The sequence below is a fragment of the Embleya sp. NPDC005575 genome (assembly GCF_040605455.1).
Classification (GTDB): Bacteria; Actinomycetota; Actinomycetes; order Streptomycetales; family Streptomycetaceae; genus Embleya.
In genome coordinates this window covers 41,894-57,853 of sequence record NZ_JBEXCV010000002.1, presented here as the reverse complement: position 1 = coordinate 57,853, position 15,960 = coordinate 41,894, and the positions used below count along the sequence as shown (strand labels likewise).

The following is a 15,960-nucleotide window of genomic DNA, read 5'->3' as shown; positions in this document are numbered from 1 at the left end:
AAGCCTGAGGGGAGCGGGATACCCGGCAGAAGCGGGACGCCCGAAGGGCGCCCGATGCCCGCAGGAAGCCGGATGCCCGCGGGACCCCGGACTCCGGCCGGTGGGCGGATCGGCCCGACGTGACGTGCTCTCGGTCACCGTGCTGATCCGCTCGGGCGACGGCCGGGTCACCGTGGACGAGCACACCCGAACCGAACTACCCGGCAGCGGGTTGGCGTCGGCCGACGTGGTGGTCGTCGCCGAGGACACTGCGCCGTGCTGGGCGCGATTGGTCGATCGAGACCGCGAGTTGGCCTCGGCGCATCCCGGCGCCCTGGTCACGGTGATCGCCTGTGGACCGGATTTGGCCCTGGTTCGGCTCGGCTCCTCGGCGCCGGGCTCGGCTCGCCGCACGAACACCGCCGCGGTATGGCCGGTCTACGCTTCGATCCTGCACGCGTTGACCGTATGGGAGGTCGCCCCTCGCTGAGTCGCGGCTCACCCCGGCGGACCGAGGTCGCGCAGCCGTGCGCGGACGACCTCGGCCGCCGGCGTCCGCACCGCCCCGTACAACTCCAGGGCCTCGGCGTACAGCTCCCGTGCGTGGTCGGGGCGCTTACGCCGCTCGGCCGATTCGGCGAGCGCGGACAACACGTGGGCCGCCTCCACCGGCGCCCGGTGCCCGCGAAGCACCTCCAGGGCGGCGGTCAGCTGTGCGTCCGCCTCGTCGTGCCGGGCCCAAGCCGACAGCGCGCGGCCGATCAGCGCCTGCGCCCGAGCGGCGTTGTACTCGTCGCCCACCCGGTCCAGTTCGACCCGGGCCGCCTCCGCGTACTCGACGGCCCGGTCCGGCAGCCCCGAGCGCAGCGCGACGTCCGCCCGATTGAACCGGGCCAGTGCGGCCGGGCGGTCGTCGCCCAACGCCAGACACCGGGCCTCGGCCTCGCGGAACGCCTCGGCCGCCTCGTCCAGCCGACCCAGGCGAAGCAGCGCCAGACCGGTGTAGTTACGCGTGCGAGCGGCCCCGACCGCGTCCCCGGAATCCACGCACACCCGGCTCGCCTCGGTGAACATCCGCAGCGCGGTGTCATGGTTGCCGGCGCTCAGCTCGCTCAGTCCGCCCGACGTCGACATCCGCGACTCGGCCGCCGGATCGGCACACTCCCGCGCCGCGCGCAGACCGATCTCATGCGCCGTTCGGGCCTCGTCGAAGTACTTGCCACGCAGGAACAGCGGCCACAAGGCGTCGGTCAACTGCCAGGCCAACACCGGTAGTCGCGCACTCGCCGCAGCTCGGATCGCGGCCGACAGGGTGACTCGATGCTGCTCCAGCCAGGCCAATGCCGCGCCCCGGTCGGCGAATTCCACCCGCGGCACGTCGGCGCGGGCGTAGTCGCGGGACAACGTGGCGTGCTGGGGTTCGAGCAGCACCTCGGCGCAGGTGGCCGTGGCGAGGTAGTGGTCGAGTGTCGCGCGCAGCGCGTCGGCGCGCTCGGGGGCCGGGCGATCGCACATCTTGGCCACCGCGTGCAGCCGGATCAGATCGTGGAACCGATAGCGTCCGTCGGCGGCCTCGGTGAGCAGGTTCCGATCGACGAGAACATCCAGGACGAGTTGCGCGGCATCGGGGTCGCCGCCCTCGCCGGTGCCGAGCAGCGCGGCGGCGACGACCGGCCCGAAGTCGGGCCCCGGATGCACCCCGAGGCCGCGGTAGAGCAGGGACGCGGCCTCGGGCAGATCGCGATAGGAGACATCCAGCGCGGCCCGGACGGTGTGGTCGCCGTCCAACGCGAGCGCGTCCAACCGGCCCCGCTCGTCGGCCAGCGCCCGCACCATCGTGGTGATCGGCCGGTTGGGCCGTGCCGCCAGCCGCGCGGCGGCCACCTGGACGGCAAGCGGAAGCCGGGCGCACAGGTCGACCAACTCACCTGCCTGGACCGGCTCCTGGCGGACCCGATGGTCGTTCATCGTGGCCGCGAGCAGCTCCACCGCGGCCTGCCGTTCGAGCGGTTCGAGGTGGACCGGCACGCCGCCGTTGACCAACAGGCCGGACAGCCTGCTGCGGCTGGTCACCACCGTCACATTGGGCCCGGCCGGCAACAGCGGTCTGACCTGGGCCGCGGTGGCCGCGTCGTCCAGCAGTACGCCCAACCGGCGTTGCGCGGTCAACGACCGGTACAGACCCAACTGTTCGGCCGGTACCGGCGGCACCTCGCCCGCCGGCACGCCGAGTCCGCGCAGGAAGCCGCCGACGATCTCGGTCCACCGGGCGGGTGGGCCGTCGCCGTGCCCGCGCAGATCCGCGTACAACCGGCCGTCGGGGAACTCCTCGCCCAAGCCGCGCAGCCACGCGAGGGCGAGCGTCGTCTTGCCCACTCCGGGCATGCCGCTGAGCAGCACGATCGGGCCGCCGTCGGCGCGCAGCAGCCGATGCAGCTCGGCCAGTTCGCGGCGTCGATCGATCATCGGCGGCCCGGGTGGCAGTTGCCAGGGCACGACCGCGGTGTCCGGGCGCTGTACCGAGAAGTGGATGCCGCCGTGCACGGTTCGGGCCTGCACGCTCGGGCCGTATACGGTGCCGCCGAGTTCGTTGTGGCTTGCGTCCGGGGGACGAACCGGCCCGCCGGCGCGCCCGTCGTCGACCTCCGACACGTGCGCCCCCGTTCGTCGCGGTCGGAACCGCCCTCACGCGTGGCCGAACCCGACCCGGTGGGCGCAAGGGCATCCTGGATGTTTGTCGCCCGGCAGGCCCGCGAAACCTCCCCGGGGGTATCGGCCGGCGCCGGCCGCCGGGAGGCGCTGCGCGTGTCCGCTCCCCCGAACCGGGTCGCGCCGCCGGCCGCGAAGCTTCGGTCCGCCACCGAATGCGCCGGTCAGACCCGCTTCGGCAGATCGCGTTCCAGGTCGGCGAGCACGTGGCCGGCCGCGGTGTAGCCGGTACCGACCATCCAGTATTCGTCGTCCACCTCGTGCGCCCGGTTCGCCTGGACCGCCTTGAGGGTCTTCCACAGCGGGCCGCCGAACACCTTGTCGTGGTCCGTCTTGTCCTTGGGTCCGTAGGTGGCCACGAAGATCACGTCACCGTCGGCCTTTTCGATCTGCTCGGCACTGACCTCGACCATGAACGTGTCCACGTTCTGCGCGTCGGGACGACCCAGACCGGCCTCGGACAGGATGCCGCCGACGAAGGATGCCTTGCCGTACAGGCGGTTCTGACCCGCGACGAAGCGCAGCACGCCGACCTTGACCGAGGCCGGGTTGCCCTGACCGGCGCCCAGCGCCTTGGCCCGCGCGGTGAACTTGGCCACCACCTGGTCGCCTTCGGCCTTCTTGTTCAGCGCGTCCGCGTCCAGCAGGAAGTTCTGCCGCCACTGGGTACCGGCCTGCTCGGAGAAGACCACCGGGGCGATCCTGCTCAGCGCGTCGTAGCGATCGGCGTCGCGGACCAGGCTGCCCAGGATCAGGTCCGGCTTCAGCGCCGCGATCGCCTCCAAATTGGGCGCACCGATCGCGCCGACCTCCTTGATGCCCGCGGTCTTGTCACCGTGGTACTTCGGGAAACCGGCACCGGGGCTGCCCACCACGGACCCCACCGGCTTGACCCCCAGGGTCAGTGCGGTGTCCAACTCGCCCATGTCCAGGGTGACCACCCGCTTGGGCGCGACCGGAACCTTGACCACGCCCTTGGCGGTGCGCACCTCGCGGGTGTCGACCGGCCCGGACTCGGCGCCCTTGTCGCCGTCGGCGCCCTCGGAGGAACACCCGGTCAGGACGAGTGCCCCGGCCACTCCGAGGGCGGCCGTGACACGGAGCAGGGACACGGAGGGCATGCGAACTCCTTGGGAAGGACGGTGTGAACGGGACAAAAGGAGAGCAGACACGACGAGGCCGATGCCTACCCGGCCTTGTGGAGTTGCCCCGGGACGACCATCGGCGCACCGGTGACCGGACACGGGATGACCACACACGCGAGTCCGAAGACGTCCCGTACCAGCTCGGCCGTGACGATCTCGGCGGGAGCGCCCTGCGCGACGATCGAACCGTCGCGCATCGCGATCAGGTGATCCGCGTATCGGCACGCCTGGTTGAGGTCGTGCAGCACGGCGACCACGGTGCGTTCGCGGGTGACGTTCAGTTCGCGCACCAGGTCGAGCACCTCGACCTGGTGCGCGATGTCCAGGAAGGTGGTCGGCTCGTCCAGGAGCAGGATGCCGGTGCCCTGCGCGAGCGCCATCGCGATCCACACCCGCTGCCGCTGACCGCCGGAAAGCTCGTCCACGTAGCGGTCGGCGAGTTCGAGCACATCGGTGCGCCGCATCGCGTCGGCGACCACGTCCTCGTCCTCGTCGGACCACTGCTGCCACCAGCGCTGGTACGGCTGCCGGCCGCGCGCCACCAGGTCGGCGACGGTGATCCCCTCGGGCGGTACCGGACTTTGCGGCAACACGCCGATGCGTCGGGCGATTTCGCGGGTGGGCAGATCGCGCAGCGCCGCGCCGTCGAGCAGCACGCTGCCGGAAATCGGCTTGAGCAACCGGCCCAGCGAGCGCAACAGCGTGGACTTGCCACACGCGTTCGGGCCGACCACGACGGTGACCCGACCGGCGGGCACCTCCAGGTCCAGGTCGCGCACCACGATCCGATCCTCGTAGCCGAGCGTCAGGTCGCGAGCGGCGAGCCGATGGGTGGTCACGAGGCGCCTCCGGCACGGGAACGGGTCAACATCCACAGCAGGTACGGGCCGCCGACGGCCGCGGTGAGCACGCCCACCGGCAACTCGGCGTTCGAGATCAGCATGCGTGCGCCGATGTCCGCAGACACCACGATCAGCGCGCCGAGCAGGGCCGAACACACCAGCGGCACCTGCGGGGTTCGGGCCAGCCGGCGGGCCACCTGCGGGGCCACCAGGGCGACGAAGTCCACCGGCCCGGCTGCGCCCGTCGCCACCGACGCGAGTAGCACGCCGACCACGACCAGGCCGAGCCGGATCCGGCCGAGCCGCACCCCGAGGGCGATCGCGGTGTCGTCGTCGAAACCGGCCGAGCGCGCCGCCCGCGCCGCCCACACGATCGCCGGGACGAGCGCGAGCAGCACCCGGAACAGCGGCTCGCCCTGGGACCAGCCGCGTCCGTTCAGACTGCCCGACATCCACACCTTGGCCTGCTGGGCGAGGGTGATGTCGGCCTTGGTCAGGAGCAGGTTGGTGACCGCGGCCAGGGCCACCGAGATGCCGACGCCGATCAGCACGAACCGCTGCGCGTTCAGGCCGCGGCGCCAGGCCAGCACGTAGACCAGGAAGGCCGCGACGCTGCCGCCCGCGACCGCGGTGAGCGGCGTCGCGGTGGGTCCGCCGAAGCCGAAGACCAGGCCGAACACCACGGCCGCCGCGGCGCCGTGCGAGACGCCGATCACGTCCGGGCTGGCCAGCGGGTTGCGGGCGACGGTCTGGATCAGCGCGCCGGCGATACCGAAGGCCAAGCCGACCAGCAGCCCGACCGTCGTGCGCGGCAGCCGCAGCGTCTCGACCACGATGCTCTCGTCGTCCCCGAACAGAACCTTGAGCACGTCGCCGGGCAGGATGAACCGCACACCCACGCACAGGCTGAGCAGGAAGACGGCCGCGAGCAGGACGGCCAGCACGCTCGCGACCACCGCGGAGCGGCGGTGCACGAGGAACGAGAAGCGCGGGCGGCGGACCAGGACATGGCCGTACGGGCGGTGACTCATCCGGACACCACCGGCTTGCGGCGCACCAGCACGACCAGGATCGGTACCCCGATCAGCGCGGTCATCGCGCCCACCTCGACCTCGGCGGGCGGGAAGATGATCCGGCCCAGGACGTCGGCGACCAATAGCAGGATCGGCGCGAGCAGCGCCGACATGGCCAACACCCAGCGGTGATCGCTGCCCACCAGGGCACGCGCGGCGTGCGGGACGGCCAGGCCGACGAATGAGATCGGACCGGTCGCGGCGACCGCGACGCCGGTCAGCACGGTCGCACCCAGGCCGCCGATCACCCGGATCCGGTTCACCTTGTGGCCCAGCCCCTTGGCCACGTCGTCGCCCAGCGCGAGCGCGTCCAGGCCGCGAGCGGTGGAGGCCACCAGCACCATGCCCACGCCGACGAACGGCACCATTTGCCAGGCCACTTCGTCGGTGCGCCCGGACAGCGAGCCGACCAGCCAGAACCGGTACTGGTCCAGCGTGCCCTGATCGGTGGTGAGCACCAGGGTGATCACCGCGCCGAGCGTGGCGGCAAGGGCCTGCCCGGACAGCGCGAGCTTGACCGGGGTGGCGCCACCGCGCCCACGCGCCGCGACCGCGTACACCAGCACCCCCGTGCACAGCGCGCCGGCGAAACCGAACCACACGTATCCGGTCAGGCTGGTCACGCCGAACACCGCGATCGCGGTCACCACACCGGTGGCGGCGCCGTTGCTGATGCCCAGGATGCCGGGCTCGGCGATCGGATTGCGGGTCAGCCCCTGCATGCAGGTGCCGGCGATGCCGAGCGACGCGCCGACCAGGAGCGCGACGGCGGTGCGCGGCAGGCGCATCGAGTCGACCACGATCGCGTCGGTGGAGTCGCCGCCGTGCACGAGTGCGTCCAGGACGACGCTCGGTGCGATGGCTCGGCTGCCCACGGCGAGGCTGAGCAGACACGCGGCGGCGAGCACGAACAGGGCCGAGACCAGGTAGAGGACTCGGCGCTTGCTCGGGCGACCCCGCGTCGGGAGGACATTCACTGGAGAAGGCTAGGCTGGCCTAATTTTCGGCCCCAGTCGGGGGTCCGAGTTCACCCAGGGTCGCGGGACAACTGCGCGGGCGGCACTGGCAGACCCTCCCGCCCGGGTCGATCATCGGAGCCGGCGCGGCCGGGTCGAGTGCGGCGTCGTTCGGCGTCGACTCGGCAGGGCTGCGCCGCGCACCGGCTCGCTCCGATGCGCACGCTGGTCGGCTCGGGTGCGCAGGTGTCGTTCGGGAGCGACTGGCAGGTGAGTTCGCATCGGCCGTTGGAGGGCATCCAGGTCGCGGTCATCCGACGCACACCGACGCTTGCAGGAGGCCCGTCGCCCGCCGGGCATGGCTACCAGTTGTCGGGTAATTCCGTTGCGGATGTGCGTATTTGACGGCGACTCTACCCTTTCGAGTGAATCCGGCAGACATTTAGGCTAAAGCCATCAATTCTGCCGGATGATCGTTCTCATGAGCGCATGGGGTCGGGCGCGCCGCTGGGGGTGCGTGGTCGGGGCGGGCGCCTTGTTGGCTGCTCCGGCCGGCGTGGCGTGGGCGGGGTCGGGTGCCGGTGGCAAGCACACGCCGGGCACGAATGTGGATGTGTGCGTTTCGATCGGAAGCTCGCCCGGGGCGAGCGTCCGGGTCGACGTGATTCCGGCCACCGGGCCGCCGACCGGTGGGATCGGGTTGAAGGTCGATTTCCGGCTGGTGCGGGACGGCTCGTGCCGGCCCACGCCCAAGCCGTCGCCGACACCGACCAAACCCAAGCCGACGCCACCACCCTCGCCGCCGCCGAAGCCCACGCCGGTGCGTACGCCGCCGCCCGTGGCCCGGTCCACGCCGGTCGCGGTCGTGGTGGCCAAGTCGACGCCGCCGGTGCGGCCGACCCCGCCGGTTCCGAAGCCGCCGAGTACACCGCCGCCGACCAGCCCGCCGGTGGTGACTCCGCCGCCGCTGCAACCGATCGCGGTCCGACGTCCGGTGGCCCGACCGCCCGCGGTGGCACCGCCAGTGCGTGGGACGTCGATCGTCACGACGACGTTGCTGGTCACCGCGCCGGCGATCCTGGCCGGGGCCGCGCTCAAGCCGCGTGGGCGAGCAGGCGCACGTGGTTCGGGCGGCGGCTCGCGCTGAGGCCCGGCATACCGAAATCCTGCGGTCCCCCAGCGGTTCCGCCCGCCCGAATCGTCGCCTGCGGGGCCGCTGCCCGGTTTCAATCCGGGCGCTGTGGACTCCGGTCCTTCGAATCCGTCCACGCGCTCGACTCCATCGGAATCCTCGATCCGGAGGTCACCCATGACCCATTGGGTTGTACTGGCGCTCGCGATGGCCGCGGTGTGCGCGGTCGTCCTGTCGGTCGTCGTGCTCAAGCAGCGCCGATTGCCGGACGACGACGATCCGTCGGCAACCCCGGACGTACTCGAATACATGACGATGATGATCGGCGTGGTCTACGCGATCGTGCTCGGTTTGGCGATTGCGGGCGTGTGGGAGGGGCGGGGCGCGGCCGAGGACGAGGTGCGGCACGAAGCGCAAGCGCTGCACGAGGTCAGCGAGCGGGTCCGGGTCTATCCGCCGCCGGTGCGCGACCAGATCCGGGCGGACATCGACGCCTACGTGAAGTACGTGGTCAAGAAGGAGTGGGGCTATATGGCCGACCACGGCGAACTGTCCGACCGCGGGACGCAGTTGTTCGACACGGTGCGGCACGGTGCCACCGACTACGTGCCGCAGGGTGATCAGGAAACGCAGATGTACCAGCCGATCCTGGACCAGATCGCGATCGCGGACGACGCACGTCAGGCGCGTGGTGGGCAAGCCGGTTCATCGATGCCGGGACTGGTGTGGTTCGGCCTGATCGTCGGCGCCGTGGTCACCGTCGGCATGATCTTCACGCTGCAGATCCGCAGATCCGTACCGGAGTTGATCGTGGCCGGGCTGTTCAGCGCGCTGATCGCGTTCCTGCTGTTCCTGATCTGGGACCTGGACGCGCCGTTCGGCCAGGGCATGACGGCGGCTTCGGACGCGTTCGTGTCGCTGTTCCCCGGAGCCGGTTAGCGGGCCGGCGGCCGCGGTGTCGCGGCGATGGCGGGGCGTCGTCGGGGAGTCGTCGGGGAGTCGACCGCCCGGTCGGCGTCGGAATGAAAGGTCTTGATAACGGGCCCCACGAAGTGACCTTCACCCACCCCACGCAGGCATGCCGACTCCGGCATCTCCGATCGTGTCGGTCGACGCGGGCCCGATCCACGTCCAGCAGGCGGGTGGGCGCACAGTGACCGGGAGTCGACGCCACCATCGACTTTGGTCGGCGTTCGCGAGCCGGTCGGCGCGTGCTCTCGTGCGTGCGGCGGGCCGATGCGGGCCGCCGTTCGAGGGCACCGGCCGTGCGGGCGGATCGGGGCGAACCGACTTCGCCCGGGCGGAGCCGATCGGCCCCGCCCGGGCGACGGCCCCGCCCCCGTGTGCGATCCACGCCCGTCGCTCAGCCGATCTCGGAGAGGCAGTATGTGCTTCCGTAGGTCGGGATTCCGTTGCGCGTCCAGTAGCTGGAGTACGTGTAGTCCGCGCCGCTCACGTTGTCGCACGGGCGGCCGGCCGTCGTGTACGGGAACACGCGCAGGACCTTGAAGTTGGCCTTGGGGTCGGAGCACCCGACCGAGAGCAACTGCTCCTGGCTCCCGCCCGTGTTGATTCTGCCGCTGAGGCATTCGCCCTTGTCGTACGCGGTCTTGGTGCTCTCGGGAGTCGCGGAGGACTCGGCGGTCCGGGTCGCCCGGCTCGTGGCCGACGGCGATTCCGTTGCCCGGGTCCTGGTCGGGACCGGTGTCGTCGGTGTCGCGGTGCGCGGCGCGAACACCGAATCGGACGCGGAAGCAGTACTCGTGGGCGTGGTGGAGACGCGCGCGGTGTTCTTGCCGTCCCCGTTGCAGCCTCCGACCAGGAGGAGGACGGCCGACACGGCCACGATCACCCCGAACGGTGCGCGCCCGCCGATCGACCCCATGCGATAGGTCATGACGATGCCCCTTCCGTGCCGCGTCATCCACTCGACGGCACCGCTGAACCATGACCGCCCCCGATTCGCCCCGGCAATCGAAATACCACCAATCAAGGGGACTCCCTCAACCACCACATCCGACCGAAGCGCGGAAGTGTGGAGGAGTCGGACCACTCGAAGGCCGCCTGCCGGGTCTTCTTCGCCGCGGCGTGCGCCTCCGCAGCCCGATCGAACTCACCGCGCATGCCCCGCTCGACCGGATTGTCCAGTGCTTCTAGGCGCTTGCCGCGGGCCACATGGTCGCGAAGCGCGGTGTTCACCGTTTCCTTTTCGGTCGTCGTGCCCATCAGCCGCTTTGCCTCGGCCAGGGCTTCGTCATCAAGATCCGTCCGGGTGGCCGACGTTCGCTGCTCCACGATGCGGCGGGCATGCGGGTGGGCGAGGAGGTCCTCGCGGCCCTGGAGGAGGCCGCCGACAGCCCGCAGTTCGTCCCCCTCCTGCGGAAGATCAGGGTGCGCGGCCGGGTGGGTCGACCGCGCACCCGGCCCGACGCGGTGGCCGGCGACAGGGCGTACTCTTCCCGCGCCAACCGTGCCCACCTGCGCAAAGCGGCATGTCCAGCGTCGGCATCCACCCGCGCCGCCGGTGGTTCGGGGACTGAGCGGCACCACCCGTCAGCGCGTGATCGGCGCATCGCAACAACGTGATGAACGGCCAGGGGCCTGCAACTGATGTGCGCCGAACGCCCCCAAGAACCCGGGGCGGGCCGTGGCCGCGATACTGGAGCACGGCTTCAGCGCGCTGGTGGACTTTGATCTGTTACTAAACTCTAACAAATTGGCCAAGTAATTGACATTCATAATACCGCGAATATTTTCGCGAATAAGTCGCAGAATCATGGTCGCCGTGCGGCGCCGGCCGCAGGCGATGCCGTGGGTTGCAGGTGGAGTGGCGGTCCTCGGATTTCTCATCACCATGGAGATGTTCGCACGTCGCTACGGTCTACCGGGGCCGATCACCAGCCAGGCGCGCGAGGTGATATTCGCTCCCCGTTCGGGGCAGCTGCTGTATGCCGGTTTGACGTTGATGATGGTGGTGCTCACCTGGCGGCAACGGTTTATTGCGGTGAGTGCGGCAATCGGCATCGACATCGCCTTCTGGCTGGTGCGGTGGGTGGTCGACGCCAGAATGAACTACGGCAACGGCGCGTTGTGGGTGATTTTTGGCTGTGCGGTCTTTGCTCTCACGCGCCGCACCGGCCGGGAACGCGTCCTGATGCTGAAGGGCGCCGGACTGGGACTGCTGCTGGTGGCAGGCCACAAGACCGGCGCTACCTGGCTGCTCATCACGTCGGAGACCCGCCCGGCTGTGCTCGACCAGTACGTGGCAACCGCCGATCACGCGCTGGGTGACCCGTCCTGGCTGGCCGGCCGGATGGTCGCGGCCACCGACCCGATCAGCTCCCACGTCCTCGGCACCGTCTATGGTCAGCTTCCCCTGGCAGCGGCCATCGTTGCGCTGTACCAACTGCGAAACGTAGTGGTCGAGCGCCGCTTCCCGGGCCATCACCTGGTGCGCACCTTCCTGGCCATCGGCCTGCTCGGGCCGAGCATCTACATGATCTTTCCGGTGGTCGGACCGGTCTTCGCCTACGGCCCCGACGGCGGGCCCTGGGCAGTGGCCGACCTGTGGCCGAACACGCTGCCGCCGATCAGTACCCCCCTCTCGGTGCAGTTCGACGAGATCACCCCTCGCAACTGCATGCCCAGCCTGCACACAGCGTGGGCTACCATAATTTTCGTTCACTCTCGCAAGGGCTCGCGGTTTATCCGATTCGCAGGAACATTCTGGCTGATTGCCACGCTCACGGCCACGCTGGGATTCGGCTACCACTACGGCGTGGACCTCGTGGCCGGTGTGGTCTTTGCGCTCACGATCGAGACTGCAATGCGCTCGCTCGACCGTGGCTGGGACTGGCAAGGAATTCGTCTGATCATCTACGGTGCGACGGTTTTCGCAGTGCTCCTGGTGTCGTACCGCTATCTGCCGATGGAGATGGCCAGATATCCGTGGGTGTTTGGACCACTGCTTATTCTGGCGATGGCTTCGGTCATCTACGCCTATGTGCGGACCACCAATGCGTGGGACCCGAAGGCCGCGCCGGCGGAGCCACTGGAACCGCAACTCCAACCGGCGTGATCGCCGTGCGCCCGGGCACGTCACCACCGACCGTGTGCTCAGCGGTTGTTTCACGGCCCCTGGACGATTGATTCAAGGGATCCCCGCGGACATGAGGTGAGGGTGTCCAGTCTCGGTGTGCGAACACAGAGACTGGACACCCTCGCTGCCGCACTCCACGTGCGGGTGCGGATCGACGATTGGTGGTACGGGGACGGTTCGCGGGTGCGCTGGTTCGAGGCGGCGCCCGGGTACATCTATCACGTCGTCAATTCCTGGGAGGAGCCCGGCGAGATCGTGCTGGACGTGTGCCGGGTCAAGGACCCGCAGCACCAGCCGAGGATCGACCACCCGCTTGCCAGGATGCTCGCCTACCTGCGGCTGGACGCCCAACTTTGGCGCTATCGCTTCGACTTGACCACCGGCCGCACCACCGAGGGGCCGCGTGACGACGACAACACCGAGTTCCCCACGATCGACTCGCGTGTGGTGGGCCGGCGCAACCGCTACGCCTACAACGTGCACATCGCGCGCGAGGACACCCTGCTCTTCGACGGCATCGTGCGCTACGACCTGCATACCGGCGAGCGGCAGGACCATCGCTTCGGCGCCGGACGGTGGGGCTCCGAGGCACCGTTCGCCGCGCGCGACGGCAGCTCCGGCGAGGACGACGGCTACCTGGTGTCGTTCGTAAAGCGCGGGCCGCGAAGGAGGCCGAGCGGCCTCGGCCTCGGGTCGCCGTGTGGGTGTGCGCGGCGGTGGGGGCGAAGGCGGACACGGAGGCCCTCGTGGGGGAGGGGACGGAGCAGCTGCGGCGCGGGTTGGTGGGGTATCTGGCCGCGCCCGGGTACGCGGAGATGTTCGCCCGCGCGGGTTTTGCCGAGCTGGTCGCCTATGCGCGCACGCGGCCGCATCCGCGTGAGTTGCCGGCCGCGATTCCGCCTTCGGCGGTTTCCGTGGTGGGGGTCGTGGGGTCGGTGGCGCACGGTCGGGAGCGAATCGCGGCGTATCGGGGGGTGGGGGTGGACGAGGTGGTGCTTGTGCCTGCGGCTACGGCGGGGGATCCGGCTGGGTCGGCGACGTTGCGGGCGCTTGCCGGTGGGTGACGCAGGGTCCTGCGGACTGGCTGGGGGTGGCCTGGTTCGTTTGTCCTCAAGCGCCGGACGGGCTGAGGGTGGCCTGGTTCGTTTGTCCTCAAGCGCCGGACGAGCTGAGGGTGGCCTGGTTCGTTTGTCCTCAAGCGCCGGACGGGCTGAGGGTGGCCTGGTTCGTTTGTCCTCAAGCGCCGGACGGGCTGTGGGTGCTCGGTTGGGCTTGGGGGTGCTTGCTTGAGGGGGTTGTTCGGGCGGGCTGGGCGGGGGCCGGAGGGCCGACCCCGACTCAGGAGACTATGCGTGCGTGTCCAGGTCGGTTGCGTAGAGTTCGATGGCTTTGCGGTAGGGGGTTACCTGGGGGTCGGTGCTGGTTCGGGCGATGACGTGGAGGAGGGATTCGACCGCGGTCTTGGCGTCGCCGGCGTTGTACAGGGCCATCGCCAGGAACGTGGTCAGGCCCGCGTCGTCCGGGAATTCGGTGAGGCCACGGCGCAGGATCGCCACCGCCTTGTCGTGTGCGCCGAACGCACGGTACGTGCTGCCCAGGCCCAGGAACGCGCCCAGTCGGTCCTCGGCCGCCAGGCCGTCCCCGATCAGGGCCCATTCGTAGAACGGCACGGCCTCGCGCTCCAAGCCGAGCACGTCGTGCGCCCATGCCGCCTGATAGGCGATCTGCGCGTCGCCCGGGTGCCGCTCGACCAGCGGCACCAGCCGCGCCCGTGCCTCCTCGGCTCGGCCCGCCTCGCGCAGCGCGATCGCCTCGGCCAAAGCGGTGTCTCGTTCGTTCCCGATCATCCGGGCAGTCTTCCCTATCGGGCCGCCTGCATACGGTCGGGTTCGGTCGCCACCCGCACCGGCTGCGCCGTTCGGCGTGCGCTCGGGATCGACCACGCGAGTAGCGCCGCGAGCAGGCAGCCGATGCCCAGCATGCCGAAGCAGACCAGGTAGCCGGTCAGTTCCGGCGCCTGGGTGACGCCCGCGGCCCGGGCGGCGCCCGCGTCGACCAGGGACGCGCTCAGGATCGCGCCGAGCACGGCCGTACCGGTCGCCCCGCCCACCGTGCGCAACACCGCGTTCATTCCGTTGGCCACGCCGGTCATGTCCGCCGGCACGTGGTCGTTGATCAGCGCGGGCATCGCGGAGAACGCGAGCCCGAGGCCGAAGCCGAACAACATGCCGACCATCGAGAACGCCCACCAGTGCCCGTGCAGCGGCAGCAGCAGCGCGAAGGCCGTGCCGCTGAGCAGCGGTCCGAGCACCAGGGCGGGCTTGGGGCCGTACCGGTTGGTCATCCTGGCCGCGACCGGTGCCGCCGCCAGGTTGCCGATCGTGCCGGGCAGCATGATCAGGCCGGCGAGCAGCACCGATTTGCCGAATCCGTACCCGAGCGCCGACGGCGCTTGGATGAACGGCGGGAACAGCAGCGAGGAGCCGTACATCGCCATGCCGGTGAACACCCCGGACAGGTTGGCGAGCAGTACCGGCCGGCGGGCCATCACGCGTAGGTCGACCAGGGGTTCGGGATGGTGCAGCGCCCAGCCGATCCAGGCGGCGAACATCACCGCGGCGGTGATCAGCCCGCCGAGCACCAGCGGCGTGCCCCACCCGGAGCGGCTGCCCATGCTCACCGCGGCGAGCAGCGCGGCCAGCCAGCCGGACAGGGTGAGCGCGCCGACCAGGTCCACGTGGCCCGAGCGCCGCTCGGCGGTGTCCGGCACCACGCGCCAGACCATCAGCATGGACAGCAGCGCGACCAGTGCGGCGAGCCAGAACAGCAGGTGGTAGTCCCAGCGGTCGGCGATCAGCCCGGTCATCACCGAGCCGAAGGTGGCACCGACGCTGATCGTGGCACCGATGGTGGCGATGCTGCCCGCCGAGCGCTCCTTGGGGAATTCGTCGCGGACCACGCTGAGCGCGAGCGGGACCACGCCGCCGCCCATGCCCTGGAGCACCCGTCCGGCGATCAGCATCACGTAGGAGGTGGTGCACGCGGCCAGTACCGAGCCCAGCGCGACCGCCGCCAGCGCGTACAGCAGGAATCTTTTGCGTCCGCGCAGGTCGCCGAGTCGGCCGAGCAGCGGGGTGGCCACCGCCGAGGCGAGCAGGTTGCCGGTGAGCACCCACGCGATGGCCGAACTGGAAACGCCGAGACGGTTCTGCAGTTGCGGCAGGATCGGCGAGACCACGGTCTGCATGACCGCCATCGTGGTCGCGGCGAAGGACAGGGCGACCAGGATCATCGTCGGGCCGTGGCGCTTGGTCGGTGTGCGTCCGGCCCCCTTCGTGCCGGTGCTCATGCCGTCAGCGGCCGGTCCTCGACCCAGTCACAGTGCAGGGTGCGGGTCTCGATGCGCCAACCCTCGTCGGTGCGCGCGAACGTGTCGAGGTAGCGGATCGACATCACCCGGTCGCGGCGCACTCCGCACGATTCGTAGATGTGGTGCGCCATGCAGTACGTCTCGGCGTTCGCACGATCGCCACCCGGCTCGAAGGCGACGAGCTGATTGCCGATCAGATGCGTGGTGGCCAGGTAGCGGTCCAGGCTCGTCAGCGCCTTGGCGATCTCGGCGCGGCCGGCGCGCACCGCCGGCGGTTCGGTGGATCCGGGGTCGCGGTGGACCACCAGGCGGCCCTCGGGCGTGAACATCGAGGCGACGAGGTCGGGCTTGCGGCGGTCCGCGCCGTGTGCGTAGATCTGCACCACATCCCGGAGTTCACTGCGATCACGCAGTTCGCCCGAATTGTGCAGAACGGGCGAATCCGCCTCGTCGTCGTGCATGTCCACCCTTTCGCCAGCTGTCGATCGCATGCTGGCAGCAGTTGGATGACACACGCAAGTTTCTCTGACGTCGCGTCAGTTACATTCCCCGCACGCCCCGCACGCCGCCGGCCGGCCGACGCTCGCGCACGACGCGCGCCGCCCCCACACCGCCGGCCGGCCGACTCTCCCGTCGACCCGGATCGCCTCGCCGC

General features: G+C 70.4%; 16 protein-coding genes and 2 pseudogenes. 7 read left to right on the top strand and 11 right to left on the bottom strand.

The window, feature by feature from the left end; translation table 11 throughout:
• Window positions 1–100: 100 nt before the first annotated feature.
• Window positions 101–469 carry a hypothetical protein gene (locus ABZS54_RS00900; RefSeq protein ID WP_355529129.1) on the top strand — a complete coding sequence of 123 codons (369 nt, stop codon included), beginning with the start codon at window positions 101–103 and terminating at the stop codon, window positions 467–469.
• 8 nt (window positions 470–477) lie between these two features.
• Here ABZS54_RS00900 and ABZS54_RS00895 read toward each other — a convergent pair whose 3' ends face one another.
• From ABZS54_RS00895 to ABZS54_RS00875, 5 genes are all read right to left on the bottom strand, one after another.
• Window positions 478–2,631, bottom strand: a complete 2,154-nt coding sequence (locus tag ABZS54_RS00895; protein WP_355529126.1) for a tetratricopeptide repeat protein — start codon at window positions 2,629–2,631, stop codon at window positions 478–480.
• A gap of 221 nt (window positions 2,632–2,852) precedes the next feature.
• Window positions 2,853–3,809 (bottom strand): iron-siderophore ABC transporter substrate-binding protein, encoded by a 957-nt coding sequence (locus ABZS54_RS00890; RefSeq protein WP_355529123.1) that lies wholly within the window; start codon window positions 3,807–3,809, stop codon window positions 2,853–2,855.
• 65 nt (window positions 3,810–3,874) lie between these two features.
• Window positions 3,875–4,672, bottom strand: a complete 798-nt coding sequence (locus ABZS54_RS00885; protein WP_355529120.1) for an ABC transporter ATP-binding protein — start codon at window positions 4,670–4,672, stop codon at window positions 3,875–3,877.
• Complete coding sequence (locus tag ABZS54_RS00880) at window positions 4,669–5,706, bottom strand: iron chelate uptake ABC transporter family permease subunit (protein ID WP_355529117.1); 1,038 nt, start codon at window positions 5,704–5,706, stop codon at window positions 4,669–4,671. Before ABZS54_RS00880 ends, ABZS54_RS00885 begins: the two co-directional genes overlap by 4 nt.
• Window positions 5,703–6,725 (bottom strand): iron ABC transporter permease, encoded by a 1,023-nt coding sequence (locus ABZS54_RS00875; protein ID WP_355529114.1) that lies wholly within the window; start codon window positions 6,723–6,725, stop codon window positions 5,703–5,705. The genes ABZS54_RS00880 and ABZS54_RS00875 overlap by 4 nt, the downstream gene beginning before the upstream one ends.
• A 195-nt stretch (window positions 6,726–6,920) precedes the next feature.
• Between ABZS54_RS00875 and ABZS54_RS00870 the strand changes: the two genes are divergently transcribed.
• Window positions 6,921–7,109: a hypothetical protein gene (locus ABZS54_RS00870; protein ID WP_355529111.1), complete on the top strand. Its 189-nt coding sequence runs from the start codon at window positions 6,921–6,923 to the stop codon at window positions 7,107–7,109.
• A gap of 51 nt (window positions 7,110–7,160) precedes the next feature.
• On the opposite strand, the gene ABZS54_RS00865 is transcribed toward ABZS54_RS00870, so the two are convergent.
• A complete protein-coding gene (locus ABZS54_RS00865) occupies window positions 7,161–7,769 on the bottom strand; it encodes a hypothetical protein (RefSeq protein WP_355529108.1) in 609 nt (202 codons plus the stop codon).
• Window positions 7,770–8,013: 244 nt separating this feature from the next.
• Between ABZS54_RS00865 and ABZS54_RS00860 the strand changes: the two genes are divergently transcribed.
• Entirely contained in the window at window positions 8,014–8,775 is a 762-nt protein-coding gene (locus ABZS54_RS00860) for a hypothetical protein (RefSeq protein ID WP_355529105.1), read from the top strand.
• 424 nt (window positions 8,776–9,199) lie between these two features.
• On the opposite strand, the gene ABZS54_RS00855 is transcribed toward ABZS54_RS00860, so the two are convergent.
• Window positions 9,200–9,733: a hypothetical protein gene (locus ABZS54_RS00855; protein WP_355529102.1), complete on the bottom strand. Its 534-nt coding sequence runs from the start codon at window positions 9,731–9,733 to the stop codon at window positions 9,200–9,202.
• 92 nt (window positions 9,734–9,825) lie between these two features.
• The gene (locus tag ABZS54_RS00850; protein WP_355529099.1) at window positions 9,826–10,131 is read right to left on the bottom strand and encodes a type II toxin-antitoxin system VapB family antitoxin; all 306 of its coding nucleotides are present in this window, start codon (window positions 10,129–10,131) and stop codon (window positions 9,826–9,828) included.
• Window positions 10,132–10,188: 57 nt separating this feature from the next.
• On the opposite strand from ABZS54_RS00850, the pseudogene ABZS54_RS00845 reads away from it, so the two are divergent.
• From ABZS54_RS00845 to ABZS54_RS00830, 4 genes and pseudogenes are all read left to right on the top strand, one after another.
• Window positions 10,189–10,320 (top strand): annotated as a pseudogene (locus tag ABZS54_RS00845) (IS5/IS1182 family transposase); the annotation flags it as partial.
• 292 nt (window positions 10,321–10,612) lie between these two features.
• Window positions 10,613–11,914, top strand: coding sequence for a phosphatase PAP2 family protein (locus tag ABZS54_RS00840; RefSeq protein ID WP_355529096.1), 1,302 nt, complete (start codon window positions 10,613–10,615; stop codon window positions 11,912–11,914).
• A 96-nt stretch (window positions 11,915–12,010) separates the two neighbouring features.
• A pseudogene (locus tag ABZS54_RS00835) lies at window positions 12,011–12,589 on the top strand (carotenoid oxygenase family protein); the annotation flags it as partial.
• Window positions 12,590–12,681: 92 nt separating this feature from the next.
• A complete protein-coding gene (locus tag ABZS54_RS00830; protein ID WP_355529357.1) occupies window positions 12,682–12,999 on the top strand; it encodes a hypothetical protein in 318 nt (105 codons plus the stop codon).
• A gap of 282 nt (window positions 13,000–13,281) precedes the next feature.
• On the opposite strand, the gene ABZS54_RS00825 is transcribed toward ABZS54_RS00830, so the two are convergent.
• From ABZS54_RS00825 to ABZS54_RS00815, 3 genes are read right to left on the bottom strand one after another with little or no spacing between them, the layout of a single operon-like run.
• Complete coding sequence (locus ABZS54_RS00825; RefSeq protein ID WP_355529093.1) at window positions 13,282–13,782, bottom strand: tetratricopeptide repeat protein; 501 nt, start codon at window positions 13,780–13,782, stop codon at window positions 13,282–13,284.
• A 14-nt stretch (window positions 13,783–13,796) separates the two neighbouring features.
• Window positions 13,797–15,284: an MFS transporter gene (locus ABZS54_RS00820; protein ID WP_355529090.1), complete on the bottom strand. Its 1,488-nt coding sequence runs from the start codon at window positions 15,282–15,284 to the stop codon at window positions 13,797–13,799.
• Window positions 15,281–15,766 carry a nuclear transport factor 2 family protein gene (locus ABZS54_RS00815; protein ID WP_355529087.1) on the bottom strand — a complete coding sequence of 162 codons (486 nt, stop codon included), beginning with the start codon at window positions 15,764–15,766 and terminating at the stop codon, window positions 15,281–15,283. The genes ABZS54_RS00820 and ABZS54_RS00815 overlap by 4 nt, the downstream gene beginning before the upstream one ends.
• Window positions 15,767–15,960: the final 194 nt, after the last annotated feature.